The organism is Paenibacillus sp. P36 (assembly GCF_045866505.1).
Taxonomy (GTDB): Bacteria; Bacillota; Bacilli; order Paenibacillales; family NBRC-103111; genus Paenibacillus_E; species Paenibacillus_E chondroitinus.
In genome coordinates this window covers 7925222-7944968 of sequence record NZ_AP038372.1, presented here as the reverse complement: position 1 = coordinate 7944968, position 19747 = coordinate 7925222, and the positions used below count along the sequence as shown (strand labels likewise).

The following is a 19747-nucleotide window of genomic DNA, read 5'->3' as shown; positions in this document are numbered from 1 at the left end:
AAACCTCCTAAGTCATGATTTATATGAAGAGTTTATAAAAACAGAAGAAAAGGCTAAGCATTCTTGCCAAAAGTCGCCCCGCCGTCAATGTATAACGGTGAGCCCATCATGAACTTGGAATCGTCAGAAGCAAGGAACAAGGCAGCTGACGCTACATCTTCGGGACGGCCCAATTCATTGCTGAGCTGTCTGGTTTTCAGAGAGGCGATAGCCGCTTCTGGATCATCATAAGAAGTGTGAATGTAATTTTCGACAAAAGGAGTCATAATCGTTCCCGGCAGCAAAGCATTCACGCGAATGCCGTATGAAGCATAATCCACTTGCATGGATTTGGTCAGCGCTAGGACAGCGCCTTTCGTTGCGGCATAGGAGGCACGGCGAGCCAGCCCGATTTCGGCAATGCAAGAAGACATGTTAATGATTGAGCCCGATTTGCGTTCCATCATATAAGGGAGTACATGCTTCGAAGGGAGGAAAACGCCCTTCACATTAATGCTCATGATACGGTCCCAAGCTTCGGGTTCCAGCTCATGAAGCGCGCCGACGCCGCTAATGCCTGCGTTGTTGAAAAGCACATCAATTCGGCCGTAAGCCTGAATGATTTGGTCAACCATCGCCTTGACGGAATCGGAATGCGTAACGTCTGCCTGAATGAAGCGGGCTGCCCCGCCAGCCTCGACAATTTCATTCACCGTCTCGATTCCTTTGGCCTCATCGAGATCATTGACGATGACCTGGGCGCCTTCCCGCCCAAATAAGAGCGCAGTGCTTTTGCCAATACCTGAAGCTGCGCCGGTGATGAGAATGACTTTGTTATGTAACCGCATGTTCAATTCTCCTTTGCTATTCGGATAGTTGATGAGCAAGCTTACAAACTTCTTCTATACAGATCTGCTTCTTCTGCTGCCACTGAGGCAACATCATCGAGCAGCTGACAGCGGCGATGACCTTCCCATGCGAGTTGCGGATTGGAGCAGCAGCACAGTTGAATCCGATAACAGCTTCCTCCATATCGAGGGCGAAACCTTGTTGGCGGATGTGCTCCAAGTCTTGTTTCAATTCTTTCAAAGAGACGATGGAATGTGGTGTTAACTGTGAAAATGGTTCTTGATCTACGCGATAGAAGCTATCAAGTTCTTCGTCGCCAAGATCCGCCAGCATAACCTTGCCGAGTGCAGTGGCGTGCGCTGGAAGGCGCATGCCTGGTCCAGAGGCGAGCCGAACTGGCGTAAGCGCTTCCTCTTTCGCAAGATACAGAACTTCATTGCCATCTAGTCGGGCTAATTGCAGCGATTCACCCAGTTTCAGCTTGATTAGTGAAGCTTCCTTATGGAAGGACTCGTTCAAGTCTCGGTGCTGGACAGCCGCATGGCCCAGGCGAGAGAGCTCGCGTCCAAGGCGGTATGTTTCGCCGGTATCCTTCTCAACCCAGCCCAAGTTCTCCAACGTTAATAGCAGCGAGTACATCGAGCTTTTGTTGATGCCAAGCGAACGTGATAGATCGATGAGTTTCAGTTGACTGGGCTGCAGCGAGATTTCCTTGAGAATGAGGTGAGCACGTTCAATGGCTGGAACGCGGTATTTATCGTCCAATGGTAGGCCTCCCAGCTCATTTGGTTTATTATACAAAACTAAGTTTACTAATTAAAACTATCATAGCATAGGCTTGTGCAAAAAAGTAGTGGGTAAAAAGAAAAGAGACCGTCCTATAAGTCATAAAAATGACGGAGGGATAGTCTCTTGTGAGGTTTAACGCTACGCTATCTGGCGCCCGGTATGAATTGCTTCAGCCATCCGCCGAAGCTCTGCGGATTCCGTGTTTGAATAAGTACAACGCCTTCGCCGCGGAACCGGCATACGACGCCTTCACCGCTTGTGATGCTGGAGAGCCAGCCTTTGGCAGCTTTCTCAATTGTATACTGCGTATAATCCGGCCATGCGACCAGATGCCCGTTATCAATGACAACCTCTTGCCCGGGAGCAAGATTAATGGCATGAATAGCTCCGTAGGAGGAGAGGAAAACCGTGCCTCTACCGCTAATTTCAACGATGAAGAATCCTTCGCCGGACATGAAGCCGCTCATCAGATTTTGCATTTTCGTATTCACTTGAATCCCGGATGTTCCGGCAAGAAAGCCGTCCTTTTGCACGTACAGCTTGTACGATCCGTCAAGCTCGACAGCTTCAATGTCGCCAATTACGGAAGGCGCCAATAACACTTCGCCGCCACCGCGAGTGGGGGTTAACTCCTGGAAGAAGAATTTCTCGCCACTCAGCATACGGCCAAGACCTTTCATAATACCGCCATCTACTGTTCCTTTAAGCTCAATGTTTGGCGACATCGAAACCATTGCTCCTGATTCAGCCTTAATGTTTTCTCCAGCTTCAAGCTCCACGCGCAGCATTGGAAATGCGCCCTTATATAAAATCTCGTGTTTCATAAATCATCCTCCATCAATAAGTAAAATTTGGAAAAGCTACGCCGAATTCGTCTGGCGCAAGGTCTCCAGGCTGCGGTTCAAGTACACGAACATCGCACAGAGCAGCAGGATACCCATGGTGATATAGAACACCGACTTAAACCCATACGCTGCTGCAAAATGACTGCCAAGCAAGGGGCCGATCAGATTGCCGAGAAACAGCGAAGATGTGTTAAAGCCGTAGGCCGTTCCCTGAATTTGAGTGGGGGCGAGCTTCAAAACCAGTACGTTCAGGGAAGGAATCATGCCTCCGATGAACAGCCCCAGCAGGAACCTGCCAATTAGCAGCATTGTCATGCTGGTGGCGAAAGCCTGCGGAATAAAGGCGAGTGCCGCCATCGACAAGGCGATGACGAGTAGCTTGCGTTGGCCGATACGGTCGCCAAGCCTCCCTAAGGATGGCGCGCCAAACAAGTTGGCGATACCCGTAATCGCCACGATTAAACCTGCGAACAGCTCCAAATGATTGCCGAAGTAAATCGTCTTGGCATAGACCGTCACGATCGGCTCGATGCTCATCATCCCGATTTGCGTAATCAGCGAAGCGGCAAAGACCGGCAGCAGCGGTCGAAACAGGCGCCATTCTGTACGCTGGCGCACTTTTTTCTGAGCGGGGGCTTTGCGCTCCTCATGAACGAAAATCATCACAATGAGGCTGGCGCAGAGCATGAGACCGCCGGTAACAAAAAAGATGTGGCTATAACCGATCATACCAGCAAGCAACCCGCCGATCAAAGGGCCGACAAGTGATCCGGCGATTGAGCCAGTTTGCAACGTGCCGAGTGATTTCCCGGAATGCTCCGGGGGTGTCACCGATGCTTGCAGGGAGACCGCCATGGAGATGAAACCGGAGAAGAAGCCGTTCAGCAGCCGAAGCGCAAGCAGCTGCCAGGGCTCTGTGACGATTCCCATCAAGGCTGTCACAACAGCCATGCCGAACCCGGCCCGAAGCAGCATGATTTTGCGGCCGCGGCGATCTGCGATGGCTCCCCAGAGAGGCTGCGTTAGAAATGAGGTGATGAATTGAGCGGCAACAATCCAGCCTGTCCAGCGCACGACATCGCTAACCTCGTGAACCCCAAGTTGTCCAACGTATAAGGGCAGAAACGGAAGAATAAGGTTCATTCCGCACATGATGGAAAAGTTAGCCCCCCATAATATCCATAGTGACTTTTTCCAATGTAAGGGTGCAGGCATCAGAGAGGCTCCTTTTCTTTTTTTTCCAGTATAGCATACTTCACTTCGATGCCATTTATTGCTCGGTTCAAAATAAAAAAGGCTATCCCTAAGCGGATGGGAACGCCTGATGAGGGATAGCTGCAAGATAGGTATTCTATGTATTTAAACTGGACATCACGGTTCCGAATAGGATGACTACGAAAATGAGATAGAGCACGAGACCGATAGCCGCCCAAATTAGGCTGGCTTTGGCATAATTCGATTTCGACGGGTTTTCATTTTTGCTGAAAGCCCACACGAATAACAAGACGATATTCACAATCGGTATGGCCATCAGCAGAATGGTAATCATCCAATCCTTGACGCTTAGTACGGGCGCATTTTCTTGCTCTGGCATCGAAAGATCAACTCCCTCGCAGTGATTTACCTTACTGTATTGCCAGAGAGCCCCATATATGCCTTGAGGCTGACAGAATTAGCTGCCCGCGGCTTTTCGCGCACACCTGCCCTACCGCCGGTAGGTGCGGAAAATAATATCCCGGTTGTAGTTCCCGAAGCCTTCACCGTAAAGCGTAAGCCCGCCGACATGCACCGCATGCTCCGGCACTTCAATTCGCAATGTCCACTCGTTGCGCGACATGCGGATGTCCTTGATCGTGACGTCGGAAAGCCGCTGCCCGTCAAGGAAGGTGCCCTGTTCGGTGATCCGAATCACCTTCAACCAACCGTATTGGTTGATAGAGTCCGGCCACCAACTAGGGGTGTAATGCCCGCGGCCTTGCCCCGAATCGCCGGGGCTCGTCCAATAGCCGAGCAGCGTGTCGTTGACATAGAAATGAATGTCCGACGGCCAATTCTCGGCAATGCCTGGCGCTTCCGAGCCAAGCTCCAGCGAAATCTCAATCTCCTCCAGCGTCTGACTGGGGAGCAAATAATTCGGAATGCGGTACTCGACGAAGCCGCTCCCGAACCAGAGAATCTTCGCATGCATGCGCTCAGGTTCAAGAAAATAGCGCGGATCGTCGTACTGCCCGATCGTATGATCGGCCGTAGCGAGACCGCACGTAGGCTGCACTTCAAAGCGCGTGTAATGTCCGATGGGAATGGACACCTCATCGAACACGCGCTTCGGCTCGTCCTGCTGCGGCAGCTGGATCTCGACACGCGAAACCGCAAGCGTGCACATTTTGTGCGTGCCGCCTTGTTTGCGTACTAACGCCGTGTGAATCAGGCCGCCGGCCTCCAGCTTCTTCACGTGCATGGTCACGATGGCGCTGCTTAAGCCGAGCGTCTGAGCTAACTCCTTCACGTTCATCTCTTGTTCAGCCAGCAAGTCCAATATCTGAAGCCGCACATCGCTGGCCAAAGCTTCATAGAGCGGCAGCCATTTGCGGTCTGTTGATGCATGTATCATGATACAAATCTCCTCTATTCCTATCGATTCATAATTTTGTCTGATTCATATAAATATAAATCCAAAACATTCGCAAAGAAAGTCTTGAAATCAAGCACTGATTATTGTTTAATAGAGTCAATGACATAATGATTGTATTAACTGATTTATATTTTTATTAATTATACGATGAGGTGACGGAAATGTCTATGAAAGCAAGCATGATTGTTGACAAAGATTTTAAAATCGGAGAAGTGGATTCCCGTATTTACGGCTCGTTTATTGAGCATTTGGGACGCGCTGTCTATGGGGGCATTTATGAACCGGGACATCCGCAGGCTGACGAGCAAGGGTTTCGTGCCGACGTTTTGGAATTGGTCAAAGGACTGGATGTACCTATCGTTCGTTACCCGGGCGGTAACTTTGTATCCGGTTACAATTGGGAGGACGGTATTGGGCCGATTGAGCAGCGTAAGAGAAGATTAGATCTTGCTTGGCGCACAATTGAACCCAACTTGGTAGGACTTAACGAATTTATGGATTGGTGCCGCAAAGCGAACACCGAAGCCATGATGGCGGTGAACCTGGGAACTCGCGGACCGGATGAGGCTAGAGATATTATTGAATATTCCAATATCCAAGGCGGTACATACTGGAGCGATTTGCGGATTTCTCATGGCTATCAGGCGCCTCATAACATCAAAACCTGGTGCTTGGGCAATGAAATGGACGGTCCTTGGCAAACTGGAGCCAAAACAGCTGCAGAGTACGGCCGTACAGCCTGCGAAACAGCGAAAGTCATGAAGTGGGTGGATCCTTCGATTGAGCTGGTCGCTTGCGGCAGTTCGAGTCTAACCATGGCGACGTTCCCGGAATGGGAAGCGACTGTGCTTGAGCATACTTATAATCATGTTGATTATATTTCGCTGCATCAATATTACGGGAATCGCGATAAAGATTCAGCGAATTTCCTGGCGCAATCCATGGGCATGGATCGTTTCATTAATACGGTTATTTCAACAGCTGACTATGTTCAGGCCAAAAAACGCGGCAAAAAGAAAATCAATCTTTCCTTTGACGAGTGGAATGTCTGGTACCATTCTAATGAAGCAGACCGCAAAATCGAACCATGGTCCATTGCACCGCCGCAGCTCGAGGACATTTATAATCATGAGGATGCGCTCCTCGTGGGTTGTATGCTGATTTCCATGCTGAAGCGTGCGGATCGTGTGAAAATGGCTTGTTTAGCCCAACTCGTCAACGTTATTGCGCCAATTATGACGGCGAACGGCGGAGCCGCATGGAAGCAAACGATTTATTATCCTTATATGCATGCAAGCTTATTCGGGCGTGGAACAGTTCTCGTGCCTCTCATTAAATCGCCTAAATATGATGCCAAGGATTATACCGATGTGCCTTATTTGGAGGCCGTTGCTGTTCATAATGAAGAGAAGTCGGAAGTAACGATCTTCGCGGTTAACCGTCATTTGGCTGAGGCGCTGCCGTTGGAGTTGGATCTTCGCAGCTTCGGCGCTTGCCAAGTTACTCAGCATATCGTGCTGGAGAGCGACGATTTGAAAGCCGCGAATACGATAACTGCCCAGGATCGCGTGAAACCGCATAACGGCGGCAATGCAGCGGTGGACTCAAACGGCCAAATTCACGCTACGCTTGGGAAAGCGTCATGGAACGTGATCCGTTTGAAGTTGGCATAAGCTCGAGCTCGGCCTATAGTCCGGTCAAATAGCTTTGCAAAAATTAGACATGGTAAGAAGGAGTAAGTGCTTCTGCCATGTCTTTATGTTGTTCTATTTCAGCTTTTTTTAGTAGATAAGAAAGTTCTTTGCATCATCTTAACAAAATAAATCGCCCTCGGGCATCACATACTATGACCAATCAGCCCCGTGGGAAGCCTTTCAGTCGTTCAGACTGGTGAATTCTTTATTTTGCAGGCCATGCTCTGGTATGATGGAGGGAAATCTTCCCTTAAGGAGTTTCTGTATGAAAATAAAGCTGCTGCTGATGAGTACGATCATTTTATCTATGGGACTGACGGCCTGCGGAAATGGAAATAAACAACCAAATAATGCGCAGACAACGCCTGCACAAGCCGATCCGCATAAGGTTTATCAGAACTTTTGTATCTCTTGTCATGGTAATCAATTACAGGGCGGAGAAGGCCCCAACATTCAAAAAGTCGGAGAACGCTTAACAGAAGATGAGATCATAAAGCGCATCCAAAAGGGTGGTGGCGGGATGCCGCCGTTCCAAGTCGCGCTCAAAGAAGAGGAATTGAAGGTGTTGGCTGCATGGTTGGCAGGTCTCAAGTAAAGGGAATAAATGGGTATCCTAAGGTTCCTTTAAGGTTATCTACATATTTTCTTCACAATTGGGGTTTACAATAGGGGCAAGAGGAGAGTGATGCAAGATGCACTTGAATTTGAAGCCCCGGAGCCGTCTTCGCAAGAAGCCGAATAAGAAGATGAGACCACAACGACTGGGTGCGACGATTTCGTTAGTACTTTTTTTAATTTTATTACCTGTATTATCAGTAGCCGGCATGGAGCTGCTCGAGCGCGGCTCGCTGCATAATACGATGGATTGGATAACCAACAATCAATCACTTTTTTTATTAAACGCAGGAATCACCTTTTGTTTGCTCATTTTTATCTATGCTTTGGTTGGATCTTTGGCGATCTCAGGAGCCATCTCGACCTTACTTCTCGGCCTAATGGCATTAATTTCTTACATGAAGGTGACTATGATCGGGGAGCCGTTCTTCCCGTGGGATATTTTGCTTAACAAAGAAAGCATGGATATCGCTTCGCTCGTGACGGGTAAAGCCGCTCTGATCAGAATCGGAGCCATCGCTGCTTCAATTATTGTAGTACTTTCATTAAGATGGATTATTCCGCGTGCCACGATTTCTATTATCTCAAGAATTGGTTTAGGGTTGTTTTCGCTCTATGCCTTATATGCTTTTGGGATCAAAACACCATTAGCAGGCAAAATCCTGGACCATATCGGTGTGAATGAAATTGTATGGAACCAGCAAGAAAATTACGCGAATAATGGTACGGCACTCGCTTTTACACTCAATGTCAAAAACTCCATCGTTCAAAAGCCGGAAACCTACAGCAATGAAGCTATTGGAGCTGTAGCGGCGAATATTGAGCAAGTCTCGCAAACACAGCCAACTATGAAAAAGGCGTCCGTTGATCTGCAAGGGAAGAAGCCGAACGTTATCTTCATTATGAGCGAGGCATTCTGGGACCCGACGTTGCTGACGAATGTCAAATTTAGTGAAGACCCGCTGCCTACGATCCATCGTTTGCAGAAAGAGTCGACTTCCGGTTACTTGTTGTCTCCTCAATTCGGTGGGGGAACAAGCAACGTAGAGTTCGAAGTACTTACTGGTAATTCTATGAGCTTCTTGCCGGGGGGATCTATCCCATATCAGCAATATGTAAGTAAACCTGTGCCAAGTTTAGCAAGTTATTTTGCCGGTCAGGGTTATAAAAGCATGGGGATTCACTCCTACGAAGGCTGGTTCTGGGATCGTAACTCCGTTTATAAACAGCTTGGCTTTGAATCTTTCAAAAGCAGCGAGCATTTCGTGAATCCGGAGACGAAGGGTTACTTCATCTCGGATGCCGAGGTGTCTCGAAACATTATCGATGAAGTGGATAAAACGGAAGATCCGATGTTTATCTACACGGTTACGATGCAAAACCACGGACCCTACGATGATCCGCGGTACGGTGAGAATCAATTCAAGGCGGAAGGCAATTTAACGCCGCAAGCCAAAACGATTTTGGAAACTTACACGCAGGGTGCGCATGATGCGGATCAAAGTCTGAAAATGCTGATCGATCATTATCAAAATTCGGATGAACCAACGATGATCGTCTTCTATGGGGACCATCTGCCGATGCTTGGCCTCGACTACCAAGTGTACAAAGAAGCCGGGTTCATCTCAACAAGCAATGCCAATGATTGGTCACTGGATGAAATCAAGAAAATGCACAGCATTCCACTGGTGACTTGGTCGAATTTCGATATGCCCAAACAAGATATCCCATTGCTTAGCGATTCCTTCTTAGGTTCTCACGTGCTCGATATGCTGCACATGGAGAAACCGGCTAACTTCGCATTGAACGCGGAAATAGCCGCCCAAGTACCTGGATTGTTAAGTAATCTGGTTGTGGAACCAGACCAAACGCTTCATGCGCAGGCGCCTGATTCTGCTAAAGCACTTATTGACGATTACAGGAACGTCCAATACGATCTCCTTTTCGGTAAGCAGTATTTGGCCGGATACCTTGATCATGATTATTTAACGAAGGCCTCGCAGCCTAGTTACAATGCCGAGTTTGATAACCCTGATACGAAACTTCGGGCTGAAGGGGATAGCGGCAGTCCTCCGGAAGCTAAGCCTGTGAGCGCGCAGTAAAAGATATAGAAGCAATCCCGCAGTCAGGTGATGACTCTGGGGTTGCTTCTTTTTGTATGAAAAAAAAAGATTGCCATACCGTGGGGAATTTTGGTAATATGGAACTCCGTCTCTACGCTGCGGCTGCAGTGGAAAATCGTTTTTTTTGCACGAAAAAACATAGGAGGTGTACGATGCTTTTCGCGGTTTTAGCCCGTAAGGCATACGCAAGGAATTTGCAATATCGCGGTTCGCATTTGCTCCACAATGCCGTCAGTGCAGTGTTTGGCTTCATTTATGCAAGTATCTGGTCCGGACTCGGGAGCGACTCCTCGCTCGGCGACTACGGAGCCAAAGGGATGGTCAGCTACATTGCTTTTAACCAGGCGGTCCTGTGGATTACGCAGTTTACAACGAACGGACTGGGACTCGAACAGTCGGTGCGCACAGGCCAGATTGCGGTTGATCTCATGAGACCGGTTCACTTGTTCTATCAGGCTATGAGCAGGGAGTGGGGCCAAGTATGGTATCAGTTTCTGTATAAATTTATCCCGATTTACGTCCTCTATATGTTTATTTTCTCCTTACAGCTTCCACAGAAGGCTTCCGTTTACGGCTGGACGGCGATTGCGCTGGTTGCAGCTGCTTATATCTCCATTTGCATGAACTATTTGATTGGCATCGCCGCTTTATGGACTACGGAATCCCGTTGGTTGTACTGGTTGAACTACTCTTTCAGCATGCTGCTCTCCGGATTTTTCATACCGCTCGAATGGCTGCCGGGTTGGCTTCGCACCATAAGCGGTTTTACACCTTATCCGTACCTTCTCTATTATCCAACTCGAATTTATATGCAATTTGAACAAGGCACGATTGTGCTCGGAGCTCTTCTATGGGGCATCGGGTTTACTTGTGTCTGTCTGGCCGTTACGCATGCGGTGCGAAGAAAGCTGGAGGTGCAAGGAGGATGATGTCAGTTAAGCTCTATCTCCTGTTGATCAAGGCGAGTTTGCGCAGCCGGATGCAGTATAAGTTTAACTTTCTTTTCTCGGTGGCCATGGCGTCATGCATACAAGTTTCAGAATTTCTGATGGTGGCGCTGGTTATGATGCGGTTCGGCGATATCAAAGGTTGGACGCTGTATGAAGTCTGTTATCTCTATGGTGTCATGATGATCTCCAAAGCGATTTACCGTACGCTGGCTTCGGATGTGCATCACCTGGAAAAGTATCTCGTATCCGGCGATCTGGACGCGTTATTGATTCGCCCTGTCCCGGTGCTGCTGGCGCTGATGACGCAAAACTCCCGGGTGCTCTTCGCTGAAATCGGGCAGGGCATCGTCCTTCTAGTCATTTCCATGCGAGTGCTGATGGCCAAAGGGCAAATCGAGTGGTCGGCCATACCGTTAACGGCATTAATGATTTGTACGGGAGCGGTTATTTTATTCGCAATCGGGCTGGCTACGGCGGCTGCGGGCTTTTGGCTGACCCGCATTGAGTCCTTACAAAATATGACGGAAGACGCCTCACATACGGCGGCTCGCTATCCGCTTACGTTATATCCGAAATGGCTGCAAGGCGCTCTTCTGGTGCTTGTGCCGGTTGGCTTCGTGAACTACATACCCGCCTTATATTTGTTGCGACATGAAGGCGGTATCGTCATGCTGCTGGGAACCGTGGGCGTCGCTTGGGTTGCGCTCTGGCTGGCTATGCGATTTTGGAAGCTGGGCTTATCCCGCTATCAGAGTACAGGTAGTTAATATCGTTAATAACAAGGAGGGAAGGCATCAACATGATCACGGTCACGAATTTGCGCAAAACGTTTCAAACCCCGGTTATCCAAGAAGGCAGATTCTCAGGTATCCGCACCTTGTTCTCGCGGGCTTATAAAGAAAAGGAAGCGGTGCGAGATCTCAGCTTTGAGATTGAATCCGGCGAGTTCGTCGGGTATATTGGACCTAATGGTGCAGGAAAATCAACGACCATCAAAATGCTGACCGGCATCCTCCATCCCACATCGGGTGAAGTGTTGATCCATGGCTTAAGTCCGCAAAAACACCGAAGGCGCGTCGTAGGCAAGCTTGGCGTCGTGTTCGGGCAGCGAAGCCAGCTATGGTGGGATTTGCCGGTTAAGGATTCGTATGAAATTCTAACAGCGATGTATCGCGTGGAAGAGAGCACCTCACGCCGCAGGCTAGACGAGTTGAATGAACTCCTGGAGCTTAAAGAACTGATGGATATGCCGGTTCGCAAGCTTTCGCTCGGTCAGCGGATGCGTGCTGATTTGGCGGCATCCATGCTGCATGACCCGGATATTTTGTTCCTTGATGAGCCTACCATTGGGCTGGATGTTGTAGCCAAAAAGAATATACGCAGCTTCCTGCAGACGTTAAACCAGGAGTTTGGGAAAACGATTTTGCTGACGACGCACGACATGGATGATATCGAGCAGTTATGTAAAAGGGTGATCGTGATTAATCACGGCCAGATCGGATATGACGGCTCGCTGGATACACTAAGAGACAGAATCGGTTTGCCGACGATGATGAAGATCACGTATCGAGGGGATGTCCAAGTGCCGGAGAGCTGGGAGCTGCCGTTCCGCGTAGTGGAACAGGAGGCGAACGTGCTGACGATCGCCTGTAATCGCCAGGAACTGAAAGCGATGGATGTCCTGCGATTGGTCAGTCTATGGGGCGATATGGACGATGTACATATGGAAGAGCCTGAGTTTGAAGAAGTCATCCATGGGGTATACAAATAGGCAGGAGGGAGAATAAATGCCAATTGATAAAGAAGAGCGGGAGCGGGAAGATCAGCGGGTGGCCTCGGTACGCTCCCAAATTAAAGAGCGAATTATTGACTTGGGGGAGACGGTGGATCAACGCCGCTCGGAAGTAACGGAGATTGGACGCAGCTTCTGGGACGATATATCCGTTAATGCGGACAATGCCGACGACGTAATCGAGACAGCCGCGAGTATGGCCCAGCAGGAGCATGTGCTGATGGGTCAGAAGCGCAGCTTTCAGGTGGCGCAGGATGCGTTGTACAAACTGCAGCGTGTCGTTGATGCGCCGTATTTTGCGCGTATCGATTTTCAGGAACGCGGTGAACAGGAACGCGAGAAAATCTACATTGGTCTCACCTCCTTCATTGATCCGAAAACGGATGAGATACTTATCTATGACTGGCGCGCACCGATAGCCAGCTTATTCTATGACTACCCGCCGGGGCCGGCCACGTACCACACGCCGGAGATGGATGTCAGCGGGGAGCTGTTGCTCAAACGCCAGTACATCATCAAAGCCGGTGAGCTGCAGGATGTGTTCGACACCGGGATCTCGATCGGCGACGAGATGTTGCAGAAGATGCTTAGCCGCAGCGCCGACGAGAAAATGCATAGCATCGTGACGACGATTCAGCGCGAGCAGAATCAGATCATCCGCGATGACCGGCACAAGGTGCTTGTCGTGCAGGGCGCGGCCGGCAGCGGCAAAACCTCGGTCGCGCTGCAGCGCATCGCGTATTTGCTCTATAAATACCGGACGACGCTCAGCGCCGATAATATGATTTTGTTCTCGCCGAACTCCCTGTTCAGCGATTACGTTTCGCACGTTCTTCCGGAGCTGGGCGAAGCGACCATGCAGCAGACGACCTTTCAAGATTATTTAACCCATAAATTAAGCGATACGGGCTTGAAGCTGGAAGATCCCTACGATCAGCTGGAATTCATTCTGACCGGGACAGAGCAAGATCCAGCCTATAAAGCAAGGCAGCAAAGCATCATGTACAAAACATCGGCAGCCTTCCTCAGCGTCATTGAAGCTTATGGCGAGAAACTGAAGCATGGCGGAATACGCTTCCTCGATCTGTCGGTCGGCAAGAAGGTACTGATTACCGCAGAAGAGTTAAGCGAACGGTTCTACAGCAAAACCTCGATTCTTGCGCTCGGAGAACGGATGGAGCAATTGTCCGAGTGGTTGCTGGAGAAGCTGGATGAGATCCAAGCGGATGCGCAGAAACGTTTCTATCGCAAAATGGTGCGCGAGCCCAAATATGTAGGTACAGAGCCCGAGATGAAGAAGATGAGCAAAATGAAGGCGCATAAAGCGATCGCTCCCCTGAAGGAGAAGGCACGCAACCTTGCTTATGTCGACGTGCTCGGCATGTATCGGGATCTGTATACGAGTACAGAACTGCATCAGGAACTGATGGCGCAGGCCGGCCAGCAGCTTCCCGAGGCTTGGGCGAGCATTAGCTCTTTTACCTCGGCTGCCTTGGAACAAGGGATTTTGCATTACGAAGATGCGACACCGCTTGTGTATCTGAAGGGGCTTGTTGAAGGGCAGCTGCGCGTTGGAACGATCCGCTACTGCTTGGTGGATGAGGCGCAGGACTACTCGCCATTCCACTACGCGTATCTCAAGAAGCTGTTCCCGCGCGCCCGATTTACCTTGCTTGGCGACTGGAACCAAGGGATCTTCACGCATGCGAACGCCGCTAATGACGCAGGCGGCCCTAAGAATGAGTACAGCTCGATCAGCGAGCTGATGAAAGAGGAGGAGACGGAGACGATCCGTCTCGTCAAAAGCTACCGCTCGACGCGCGAAATCGTCGAATTCGCCAGCCGCGTGCTCCCGTTCGGCGAGCCGATCGAGCCGTTCAGCCGCAGCGGCGAGGAGCCGCGTCTGCTGCGCGCGGCGAACGCGGCCGAGCTCAGCCGCTTGGTCGCGGATACGGCGCTGACCCGTCAGCACGGCGGTGCGAGCTCCGTCGCGATCTTGTGCAAAACCGAGCGCGAGACGGAAGCCGCGCACGCAGCTCTTAAGCCGCTGCTGCCAGGCCTCGCGCGGATCACGAAGGAGACGCTGCACTATGAGGCAGGCGTCATGATCATGCCGGCGTACCTCGCCAAAGGGCTAGAGTTCGACGCCGTGATTCTCTACGATGCCGGTGCGGCTGTCTACGCGGAGGCGAAGGAGCGCAAGCTGTTTTACACGGCTTGCACCCGTGCGCTGCATCACCTGGATGTGATCTATCTAGGTGAACTGACACCCTTTCTCCCGCAAAATTAGAAAGTTTAAAGTCAAGATACCGCTCTTCGAGAAATCGAGGGGCGGTTTTTTATTTGCATAATTCCACATGGATTGGAAAACTTAACAAATAAAAAGTTTCCACCTCATACCAAAGTGGGAGATTACTTCATGGCTGCACGTTATCGCAAGGTTACTGCACTTCAGTTGTATTACGTCATTATTATATCAATTGCCATAACGAATCATGTGCTCTTAATCCCTGTCCTGCTGCATTACGGCAAACGTGATTCCTGGGTGGGGGCGGGCTTATCGATTTTGCCTACATTACTGTGGGTATGTCTCGTGTATGTCATCATCAAACGCTCCAAGCAGCAAAATTTACTGCTCTGGGTCGAACAGAGATATGGAAAGTTCGTTGTATTCTTTCTAAAAGTGATCGTCATTGGCATCGCCATGACGCATGCCACCATTACCATGGAGGATATGGTAACTTGGACGCACATCTCCTATTTGCCCAGGACCCCACCGATCATGATTTCGCTAGCGTTTATGATTTTTTGCTTTTTTGCTGCCCGTGAAGGCATGCGCGCCATCGCGATAACTTCGGGCATTCTACTCCCCGTTGTTGTCTTGCTGGGGTATTTTGTAATGGGCGCCAATTTTCAATACAAAGACTACAGCTTACTGACGCCTTTATTTACCCACGGCTACGGACCTGCGCTGAAATCGATGTATTTAACCAGCGGTTCTTCGTTTGAGCTGTTAAGTATTGTTTTTCTCCAGCATCATGCTGATACCCGTATCCGGCTGCGTGCCTTGGTCATCGTTGCAATTTGTTTAGTCGGTCTAACCGTAGGACCCTTAATGGGGGCCATTGCGATTTTTGGACCGTTTGAAGCAGATCAACTCAGGTATCCGGCTTTTGAACAATGGCGTATGGTGACGCTTGGGAAATATATTTCCCATTTGGATTTTTTATCGATTTTTCAGTGGATATCGGGCGCATGTATCCGTATGTCCATGCTGATGTTTCTCACCATTGACGTGTTGATGATCCAAAAGAAACGTACCCGCACATGGCTGCTGATAGGGATAAGCTTGTTTTTCGTTACGATGTGTCTTGTGCCGGTCACGGACAATCAAATGGTGAATTTTATTCAGGACTGGTATTACCCGATGATGTTTGTTACTGGTGCAGGATTAATCCTGGTGCTGCTTGTGCTGATCTTCCTGCCGATGAGGCGAAAGGAGAACGTGATGAAGTGAACGAGCGAGAATTGCGAGATTGGTTTGCCTCGTCGGCTGATGTCATCATTAAAGAGTACCTGTTCTCAGAAGGGGATGCCAGTACAAAGATCCTGCTCATGTATTGCGACGGTATGATTAATAAGGATCATATTGAGCAGCGTGTACTTCCTAACCTTCAATATGTCATCTCACATCACCGGGAAGGGGGCATGTCCAATTTCGCGCTCCCTACACTGCTTCAAATGCTGGAGATGACTGGACCTGATGTGATGGAAACGATGACAGTCAATCTATATTCAGGGTTTTTGATTATGTATTTTGAAGAGCAGCAGCGCCTTTTTGGGCTTGATTTGTCCAATCCGCCTAACCGGTCGCCGGAAGAATCCAATACGGAGACTTCCATTAAAGGACCCAGGGATGGGTTCACGGAGAGCATCATTACCAACATCGCTCTGATTCGCAAAAGGCTGTTAACCCGCAGTCTTTGCTGCGAGAAAATGGAAATTGGCAAGCGCAGCCACACTACCGTAGCACTTATGTATATCGATGATGTTATCGATTCGGATGTGCTTCAGGATGCCAGGCGCCGATTGCAAGAAATTGATATTGATGCTGTAATTTCCAGTGCGCAATTGGAAGAGCTGCTATCGGGGCAAAAATACAATTTCTTTCCCTTGCTGGATTATGCGGGAAGACCTGATTATGTAGCCGATAGCTTGCTCCGTGGACGATTCGTTATCCTCTGTGACGGCTCACCAATGGCCCTCATTGCTCCGGCGAATCTCATGTATATTTTAAAATCACCGGAAGATGTGCACACTCCCTTTTATTATGTAGCGTTTGAACGTGTGCTTCGTTTAGGAGGACTGATCGTTGCAACGCTTCTTCCAGGTTTCTGGATTTCGTTGTCCGCCTTTAATATCGATCAAATCCCTTTTTCTTTAGTCGCTACCATTTCCTCTTCCAGACTGGGATTACCGTTATCGGGTCCTATGGATTTTATCATTATGCTGCTGCTGTTTGAATTGTTTCGAGAAGCCGGTGCGAGGCTGCCAAAAGTTGTCGGACAAACCGTTACTGTTGTTGGGGGGCTGATTGTTGGCGACGCGGCGATTCGTTCTGGAATTACCAGCCCGACGACCCTCGTTATAACTTCGATATCGACGATAGCTATGTATACCCTCGTGAACCAGACACTTGCCGGGATCGTGACGATTTTGCGGGTAATTATCTTATTGGAATCGACGGTTTTTGGCATCTATGGGTTCATGGTGTCGCTGATCGGGCTTGTTTTATACATGTCGACCTTAGAGTCATTCGGTGTTCCGTACTTCTCACCTTTGTCGCCACCTCGCTTCAGGGAAATGATTACGGCGATTTTCGCTAAGCCTTTCAGCAGTATGAAGAGCAGGCCAAAGATGCTAAGCCCAAAGGATGATACACGTCAGAGTGAGGATCCTCAATGATCATGATGAAACGAATAGGACGGATGATGATTGGCTTGCTGATTCTCGTCAGCCAAACAGGCTGTTGGGATATCAAAACAATCCAAGACACGAACTACTTTACAGCGATAGGCTTCGACTTCCAAAAAGGGCGTTACATCGTCTATGCGCAGATGTTGGATTTCGGCTCTGTCGCGAAACAGGAGGGGGGCAAAGCCGGGCAGAAGCCTCAGATTTGGGTAGGCCGCGAAGAAGGAGCTACGGTGAATGAAGCCTTCAATCGATTGTACAAAACGACGCAACAGCGTGTTCTTTGGGGACATGTCAGCGCTTATCTGTTCTCCAGCGCTGCTCTGAAGCAGGGGATAAGTAAATTTATGGATGGGTCTGTCCGATACAGTGAAACAAGATTTACCCAATGGATCTATAGCACGGATGAATCAATTGAAGCTATATTCTCCGTTGTTCCTTTTTTCAATGTCTCTCCGATGGCCTCCATTTTGATGCATCCTATTGAAAATTATCGCCAACTTTCCTTTATACGTCCATTTCGATTGTACAGGGCTGCCGCTTTGCTTCGTGAACCTGGCTATACGTTGATGATACCGACTTTGAGTATCCGGGACGATGTTTGGAAGAGAAATCAGAAGCCTGATCCCAAGCTGGAAGTTAGCGGCGTATATGCACTAGGAAAAAACAGTATGGTCGAATGGTTTTCAGATAACCAGTTTAAGGGAGACCGCTGGATGGAGAAAAGCACCGCCCGTTCGCCATTAGTCGTCTATATCAACGGGAAGCCTGCTCAAACCGTTTCGATTAATAGGCCGAAACCGCGAATCACACTGCGCAAGGGAGATAATCTGATATTTGATGTTCATATGAGATGCAAATCGCTCACCATTGAATCTCAGGAGACCGTAGATGAGGAGTCCGTACGCAAACAAATTGAAAAGCAGATCGCAGAGGAAATTGAGGAAACGTTCAAACAGGGAAAAGATCGTGGCGTCGATATCTATCAGCTGGAGCATGTCTTGTATAAGCAGAATTTTCGGTTATGGGCCAAGCTGACCTCCAACGGCGAGCAGCCGCTTGAAGGGTACCAGTTAGGGGACGTTCGAGTGGACGTTCAACTCACGCATACCGGGATGTTGAGAGAGAAGGTGGAAGATAAGCAGTACTGAATAGTACTTTGCACGTGGTAATTGTAAGAGGTGAGCGAAAGCTTGCCTCTTTTTGCTATGGCTGCTGCCAGGGGCCGGTTGATGGGGAACTATGAGCCTCTATTTGACCAGGATTGCACCATTTGGTGAAGGTAGGGGAACTCTGTTCCTCTATTTTTTTGTTTTTGGCTCAAAAACTCAATCTGCTGGGCAAATAAGGACCTGTAGTTCCGCTTAGCTGATGAAAATAGTTGACTCCGCCATCGTCCGCCCACAGTCACACCATCAGTTTAGAAATATTTAAGAATTGTTTTAGGCGAGGTTAATAGGTGTTTTAGAGGCAATTAAGATCGGGGGGATAAGATGAATACATGGAAGCGAGGAACGCATCCAAATTAGATAAAGCGTTAGAAGACGCGGAGGCAGGCAGGTATGAATAAGAAATTAGCAATGATGGGATTAGGCGTGGCGGTAGGCAGCATGATGCTGGTGACGTCGGTTTACGCCGGTGTGGGCGATGCGCCCGGGTATGAGACGTTTAAATCAGCCGTGAAACAGACGGCAACCGTGCACAATGTAACACGCCAAGTGAACGTGACGCTGCAGGATAACGGAGCTCCATTGCTTAACGTAAAATCCACGATTAAAAGCAGCGGTGCGAATCACGCAGGAAGCGCAGAAGTGACCGTGAATAACGGCACGAACGAACAAACCATTCATTTCTACAACCAAGACGGCAAACAAATTATAAAAACAAATGATTCCGATGTGTACAAAGTACTGGAAGGAGAGGGCATGGGCGGCAAATTCAAAGATCATGAAGGCGCAGAGCATACACCGGACCCTCAAGTTGTTAGCGAAGTGGAAAATGTGGTTGACGCCCTTGTCGGCAATCTCAAAAACTATGTCACCATGGATGAAGCGGCAGGCAACGTGAAGGAGATTCATTTCAAATTGTCAGGCAGCCAAATTTCTCCGGTTGTCAACACGATCGGTTCCCTGGCTATCAAGCATGCTACGATGGAAAACAGTCAACGGCCAATGCCATCCAAGGCAGATACGCTTGGTGTTGATGTGACGACACTCAAAAACAGCCTACCGCAATTAACTTCCGACATCAAAATGGATGAAGTTGAAGTGAACGCCAGCGTGGACAGCGATAATCATATAACCAATCAAACCGCACAAATTCATATTTCCGGTAAAGATGCACAAGGTGCAGCACACAACGTCGTATTGAGTGTGGATATGACACTGTCCAGCCTGAACTCGACAACGCCGGATACGGTAGATTTGACAGGGAAGCAGTTGGAAACCGTCAAGATCGACCCTGAGAAGTCCCACCACAGAAACTAAGGGGAAAAAGGAAGGAGGC

The 19747-nt window shown here is 49.2% G+C and carries 17 protein-coding genes; 11 read left to right on the top strand and 6 right to left on the bottom strand.

Annotated elements, in window-relative coordinates:
• Positions 1-53: 53 nt before the first annotated feature.
• From ACKTT9_RS34870 to ACKTT9_RS34845, 6 genes are all read right to left on the bottom strand, one after another.
• The gene (locus tag ACKTT9_RS34870; RefSeq protein WP_407869609.1) at positions 54-827 is read right to left on the bottom strand and encodes an SDR family NAD(P)-dependent oxidoreductase; all 774 of its coding nucleotides are present in this window, start codon (positions 825-827) and stop codon (positions 54-56) included.
• Positions 828-843: 16 nt separating this feature from the next.
• Positions 844-1593, bottom strand: a complete 750-nt coding sequence (locus ACKTT9_RS34865) for an IclR family transcriptional regulator (RefSeq protein WP_407869608.1) — start codon at positions 1591-1593, stop codon at positions 844-846.
• 167 nt (positions 1594-1760) lie between these two features.
• Positions 1761-2441: a TIGR00266 family protein gene (locus ACKTT9_RS34860; protein ID WP_127453701.1), complete on the bottom strand. Its 681-nt coding sequence runs from the start codon at positions 2439-2441 to the stop codon at positions 1761-1763.
• Between the two features lie 36 nt (positions 2442-2477).
• The gene (locus tag ACKTT9_RS34855) at positions 2478-3677 is read right to left on the bottom strand and encodes an MFS transporter (RefSeq protein ID WP_157317725.1); all 1200 of its coding nucleotides are present in this window, start codon (positions 3675-3677) and stop codon (positions 2478-2480) included.
• Between the two features lie 136 nt (positions 3678-3813).
• The gene (locus tag ACKTT9_RS34850) at positions 3814-4056 is read right to left on the bottom strand and encodes a hypothetical protein (RefSeq protein ID WP_407869607.1); all 243 of its coding nucleotides are present in this window, start codon (positions 4054-4056) and stop codon (positions 3814-3816) included.
• 111 nt (positions 4057-4167) lie between these two features.
• Positions 4168-5073, bottom strand: coding sequence for an ArsR/SmtB family transcription factor (locus tag ACKTT9_RS34845; RefSeq protein ID WP_407869606.1), 906 nt, complete (start codon positions 5071-5073; stop codon positions 4168-4170).
• A 182-nt stretch (positions 5074-5255) separates the two neighbouring features.
• Between ACKTT9_RS34845 and ACKTT9_RS34840 the strand changes: the two genes are divergently transcribed.
• From ACKTT9_RS34840 to ACKTT9_RS34790, 11 genes are all read left to right on the top strand, one after another.
• Positions 5256-6767 (top strand): alpha-N-arabinofuranosidase, encoded by a 1512-nt coding sequence (locus ACKTT9_RS34840; RefSeq protein WP_407869605.1) that lies wholly within the window; start codon positions 5256-5258, stop codon positions 6765-6767.
• A gap of 286 nt (positions 6768-7053) precedes the next feature.
• Positions 7054-7383, top strand: coding sequence for a cytochrome c (locus ACKTT9_RS34835; protein ID WP_315953070.1), 330 nt, complete (start codon positions 7054-7056; stop codon positions 7381-7383).
• A 97-nt stretch (positions 7384-7480) separates the two neighbouring features.
• On the top strand, positions 7481-9505 hold the full coding sequence (locus ACKTT9_RS34830; RefSeq protein ID WP_407869604.1) for an LTA synthase family protein: 2025 nt from the start codon (positions 7481-7483) through the stop codon (positions 9503-9505).
• A 173-nt stretch (positions 9506-9678) separates the two neighbouring features.
• Positions 9679-10455 carry an ABC transporter permease gene (locus ACKTT9_RS34825; RefSeq protein WP_407869603.1) on the top strand — a complete coding sequence of 259 codons (777 nt, stop codon included), beginning with the start codon at positions 9679-9681 and terminating at the stop codon, positions 10453-10455.
• A complete protein-coding gene (locus tag ACKTT9_RS34820; RefSeq protein WP_407869602.1) occupies positions 10452-11243 on the top strand; it encodes an ABC transporter permease in 792 nt (263 codons plus the stop codon). Before ACKTT9_RS34825 ends, ACKTT9_RS34820 begins: the two co-directional genes overlap by 4 nt.
• Positions 11244-11275: 32 nt before the next feature.
• On the top strand, positions 11276-12247 hold the full coding sequence (locus tag ACKTT9_RS34815; protein ID WP_407869601.1) for an ATP-binding cassette domain-containing protein: 972 nt from the start codon (positions 11276-11278) through the stop codon (positions 12245-12247).
• Positions 12248-12263: 16 nt separating this feature from the next.
• Positions 12264-14558 carry an RNA polymerase recycling motor HelD gene (helD, locus tag ACKTT9_RS34810; RefSeq protein ID WP_407869600.1) on the top strand — a complete coding sequence of 765 codons (2295 nt, stop codon included), beginning with the start codon at positions 12264-12266 and terminating at the stop codon, positions 14556-14558.
• A 129-nt stretch (positions 14559-14687) separates the two neighbouring features.
• Entirely contained in the window at positions 14688-15785 is a 1098-nt protein-coding gene (locus ACKTT9_RS34805; protein WP_407869599.1) for an endospore germination permease, read from the top strand.
• Positions 15782-17233, top strand: coding sequence for a spore germination protein (locus ACKTT9_RS34800; protein ID WP_407869598.1), 1452 nt, complete (start codon positions 15782-15784; stop codon positions 17231-17233). The genes ACKTT9_RS34805 and ACKTT9_RS34800 overlap by 4 nt, the downstream gene beginning before the upstream one ends.
• Before the next feature lie 2 nt (positions 17234-17235).
• Positions 17236-18393: a Ger(x)C family spore germination protein gene (locus ACKTT9_RS34795; RefSeq protein ID WP_407869597.1), complete on the top strand. Its 1158-nt coding sequence runs from the start codon at positions 17236-17238 to the stop codon at positions 18391-18393.
• 411 nt (positions 18394-18804) lie between these two features.
• Positions 18805-19728 (top strand): hypothetical protein, encoded by a 924-nt coding sequence (locus ACKTT9_RS34790; RefSeq protein WP_157317736.1) that lies wholly within the window; start codon positions 18805-18807, stop codon positions 19726-19728.
• Positions 19729-19747: the final 19 nt, after the last annotated feature.

What these genes read in the sequence shown, in the direction of transcription:
- ACKTT9_RS34870 (WP_407869609.1), bottom strand. Translation starts at nt 827, where the DNA reads ATGCGGTTACATAACAAAGTCATTCTCATCACCGGCGCAGCTTCAGGT.
- ACKTT9_RS34860 (WP_127453701.1), bottom strand. Translation starts at nt 2,441, where the DNA reads ATGAAACACGAGATTTTATATAAGGGCGCATTTCCAATGCTGCGCGTG.
- ACKTT9_RS34855 (WP_157317725.1), bottom strand. Translation starts at nt 3,677, where the DNA reads ATGCCTGCACCCTTACATTGGAAAAAGTCACTATGGATATTATGGGGG.
- ACKTT9_RS34850 (WP_407869607.1), bottom strand. Translation starts at nt 4,056, where the DNA reads ATGCCAGAGCAAGAAAATGCGCCCGTACTAAGCGTCAAGGATTGGATG.
- ACKTT9_RS34845 (WP_407869606.1), bottom strand. Translation starts at nt 5,073, where the DNA reads ATGATACATGCATCAACAGACCGCAAATGGCTGCCGCTCTATGAAGCT.
- ACKTT9_RS34840 (WP_407869605.1), top strand. Translation starts at nt 5,256, where the DNA reads ATGTCTATGAAAGCAAGCATGATTGTTGACAAAGATTTTAAAATCGGA.
- ACKTT9_RS34835 (WP_315953070.1), top strand. Translation starts at nt 7,054, where the DNA reads ATGAAAATAAAGCTGCTGCTGATGAGTACGATCATTTTATCTATGGGA.
- ACKTT9_RS34830 (WP_407869604.1), top strand. Translation starts at nt 7,481, where the DNA reads ATGCACTTGAATTTGAAGCCCCGGAGCCGTCTTCGCAAGAAGCCGAAT.
- ACKTT9_RS34825 (WP_407869603.1), top strand. Translation starts at nt 9,679, where the DNA reads ATGCTTTTCGCGGTTTTAGCCCGTAAGGCATACGCAAGGAATTTGCAA.
- ACKTT9_RS34820 (WP_407869602.1), top strand. Translation starts at nt 10,452, where the DNA reads ATGATGTCAGTTAAGCTCTATCTCCTGTTGATCAAGGCGAGTTTGCGC.
- ACKTT9_RS34815 (WP_407869601.1), top strand. Translation starts at nt 11,276, where the DNA reads ATGATCACGGTCACGAATTTGCGCAAAACGTTTCAAACCCCGGTTATC.
- helD (WP_407869600.1), top strand. Translation starts at nt 12,264, where the DNA reads ATGCCAATTGATAAAGAAGAGCGGGAGCGGGAAGATCAGCGGGTGGCC.
- ACKTT9_RS34805 (WP_407869599.1), top strand. Translation starts at nt 14,688, where the DNA reads ATGGCTGCACGTTATCGCAAGGTTACTGCACTTCAGTTGTATTACGTC.
- ACKTT9_RS34795 (WP_407869597.1), top strand. Translation starts at nt 17,236, where the DNA reads ATGATGAAACGAATAGGACGGATGATGATTGGCTTGCTGATTCTCGTC.
- ACKTT9_RS34790 (WP_157317736.1), top strand. Translation starts at nt 18,805, where the DNA reads ATGAATAAGAAATTAGCAATGATGGGATTAGGCGTGGCGGTAGGCAGC.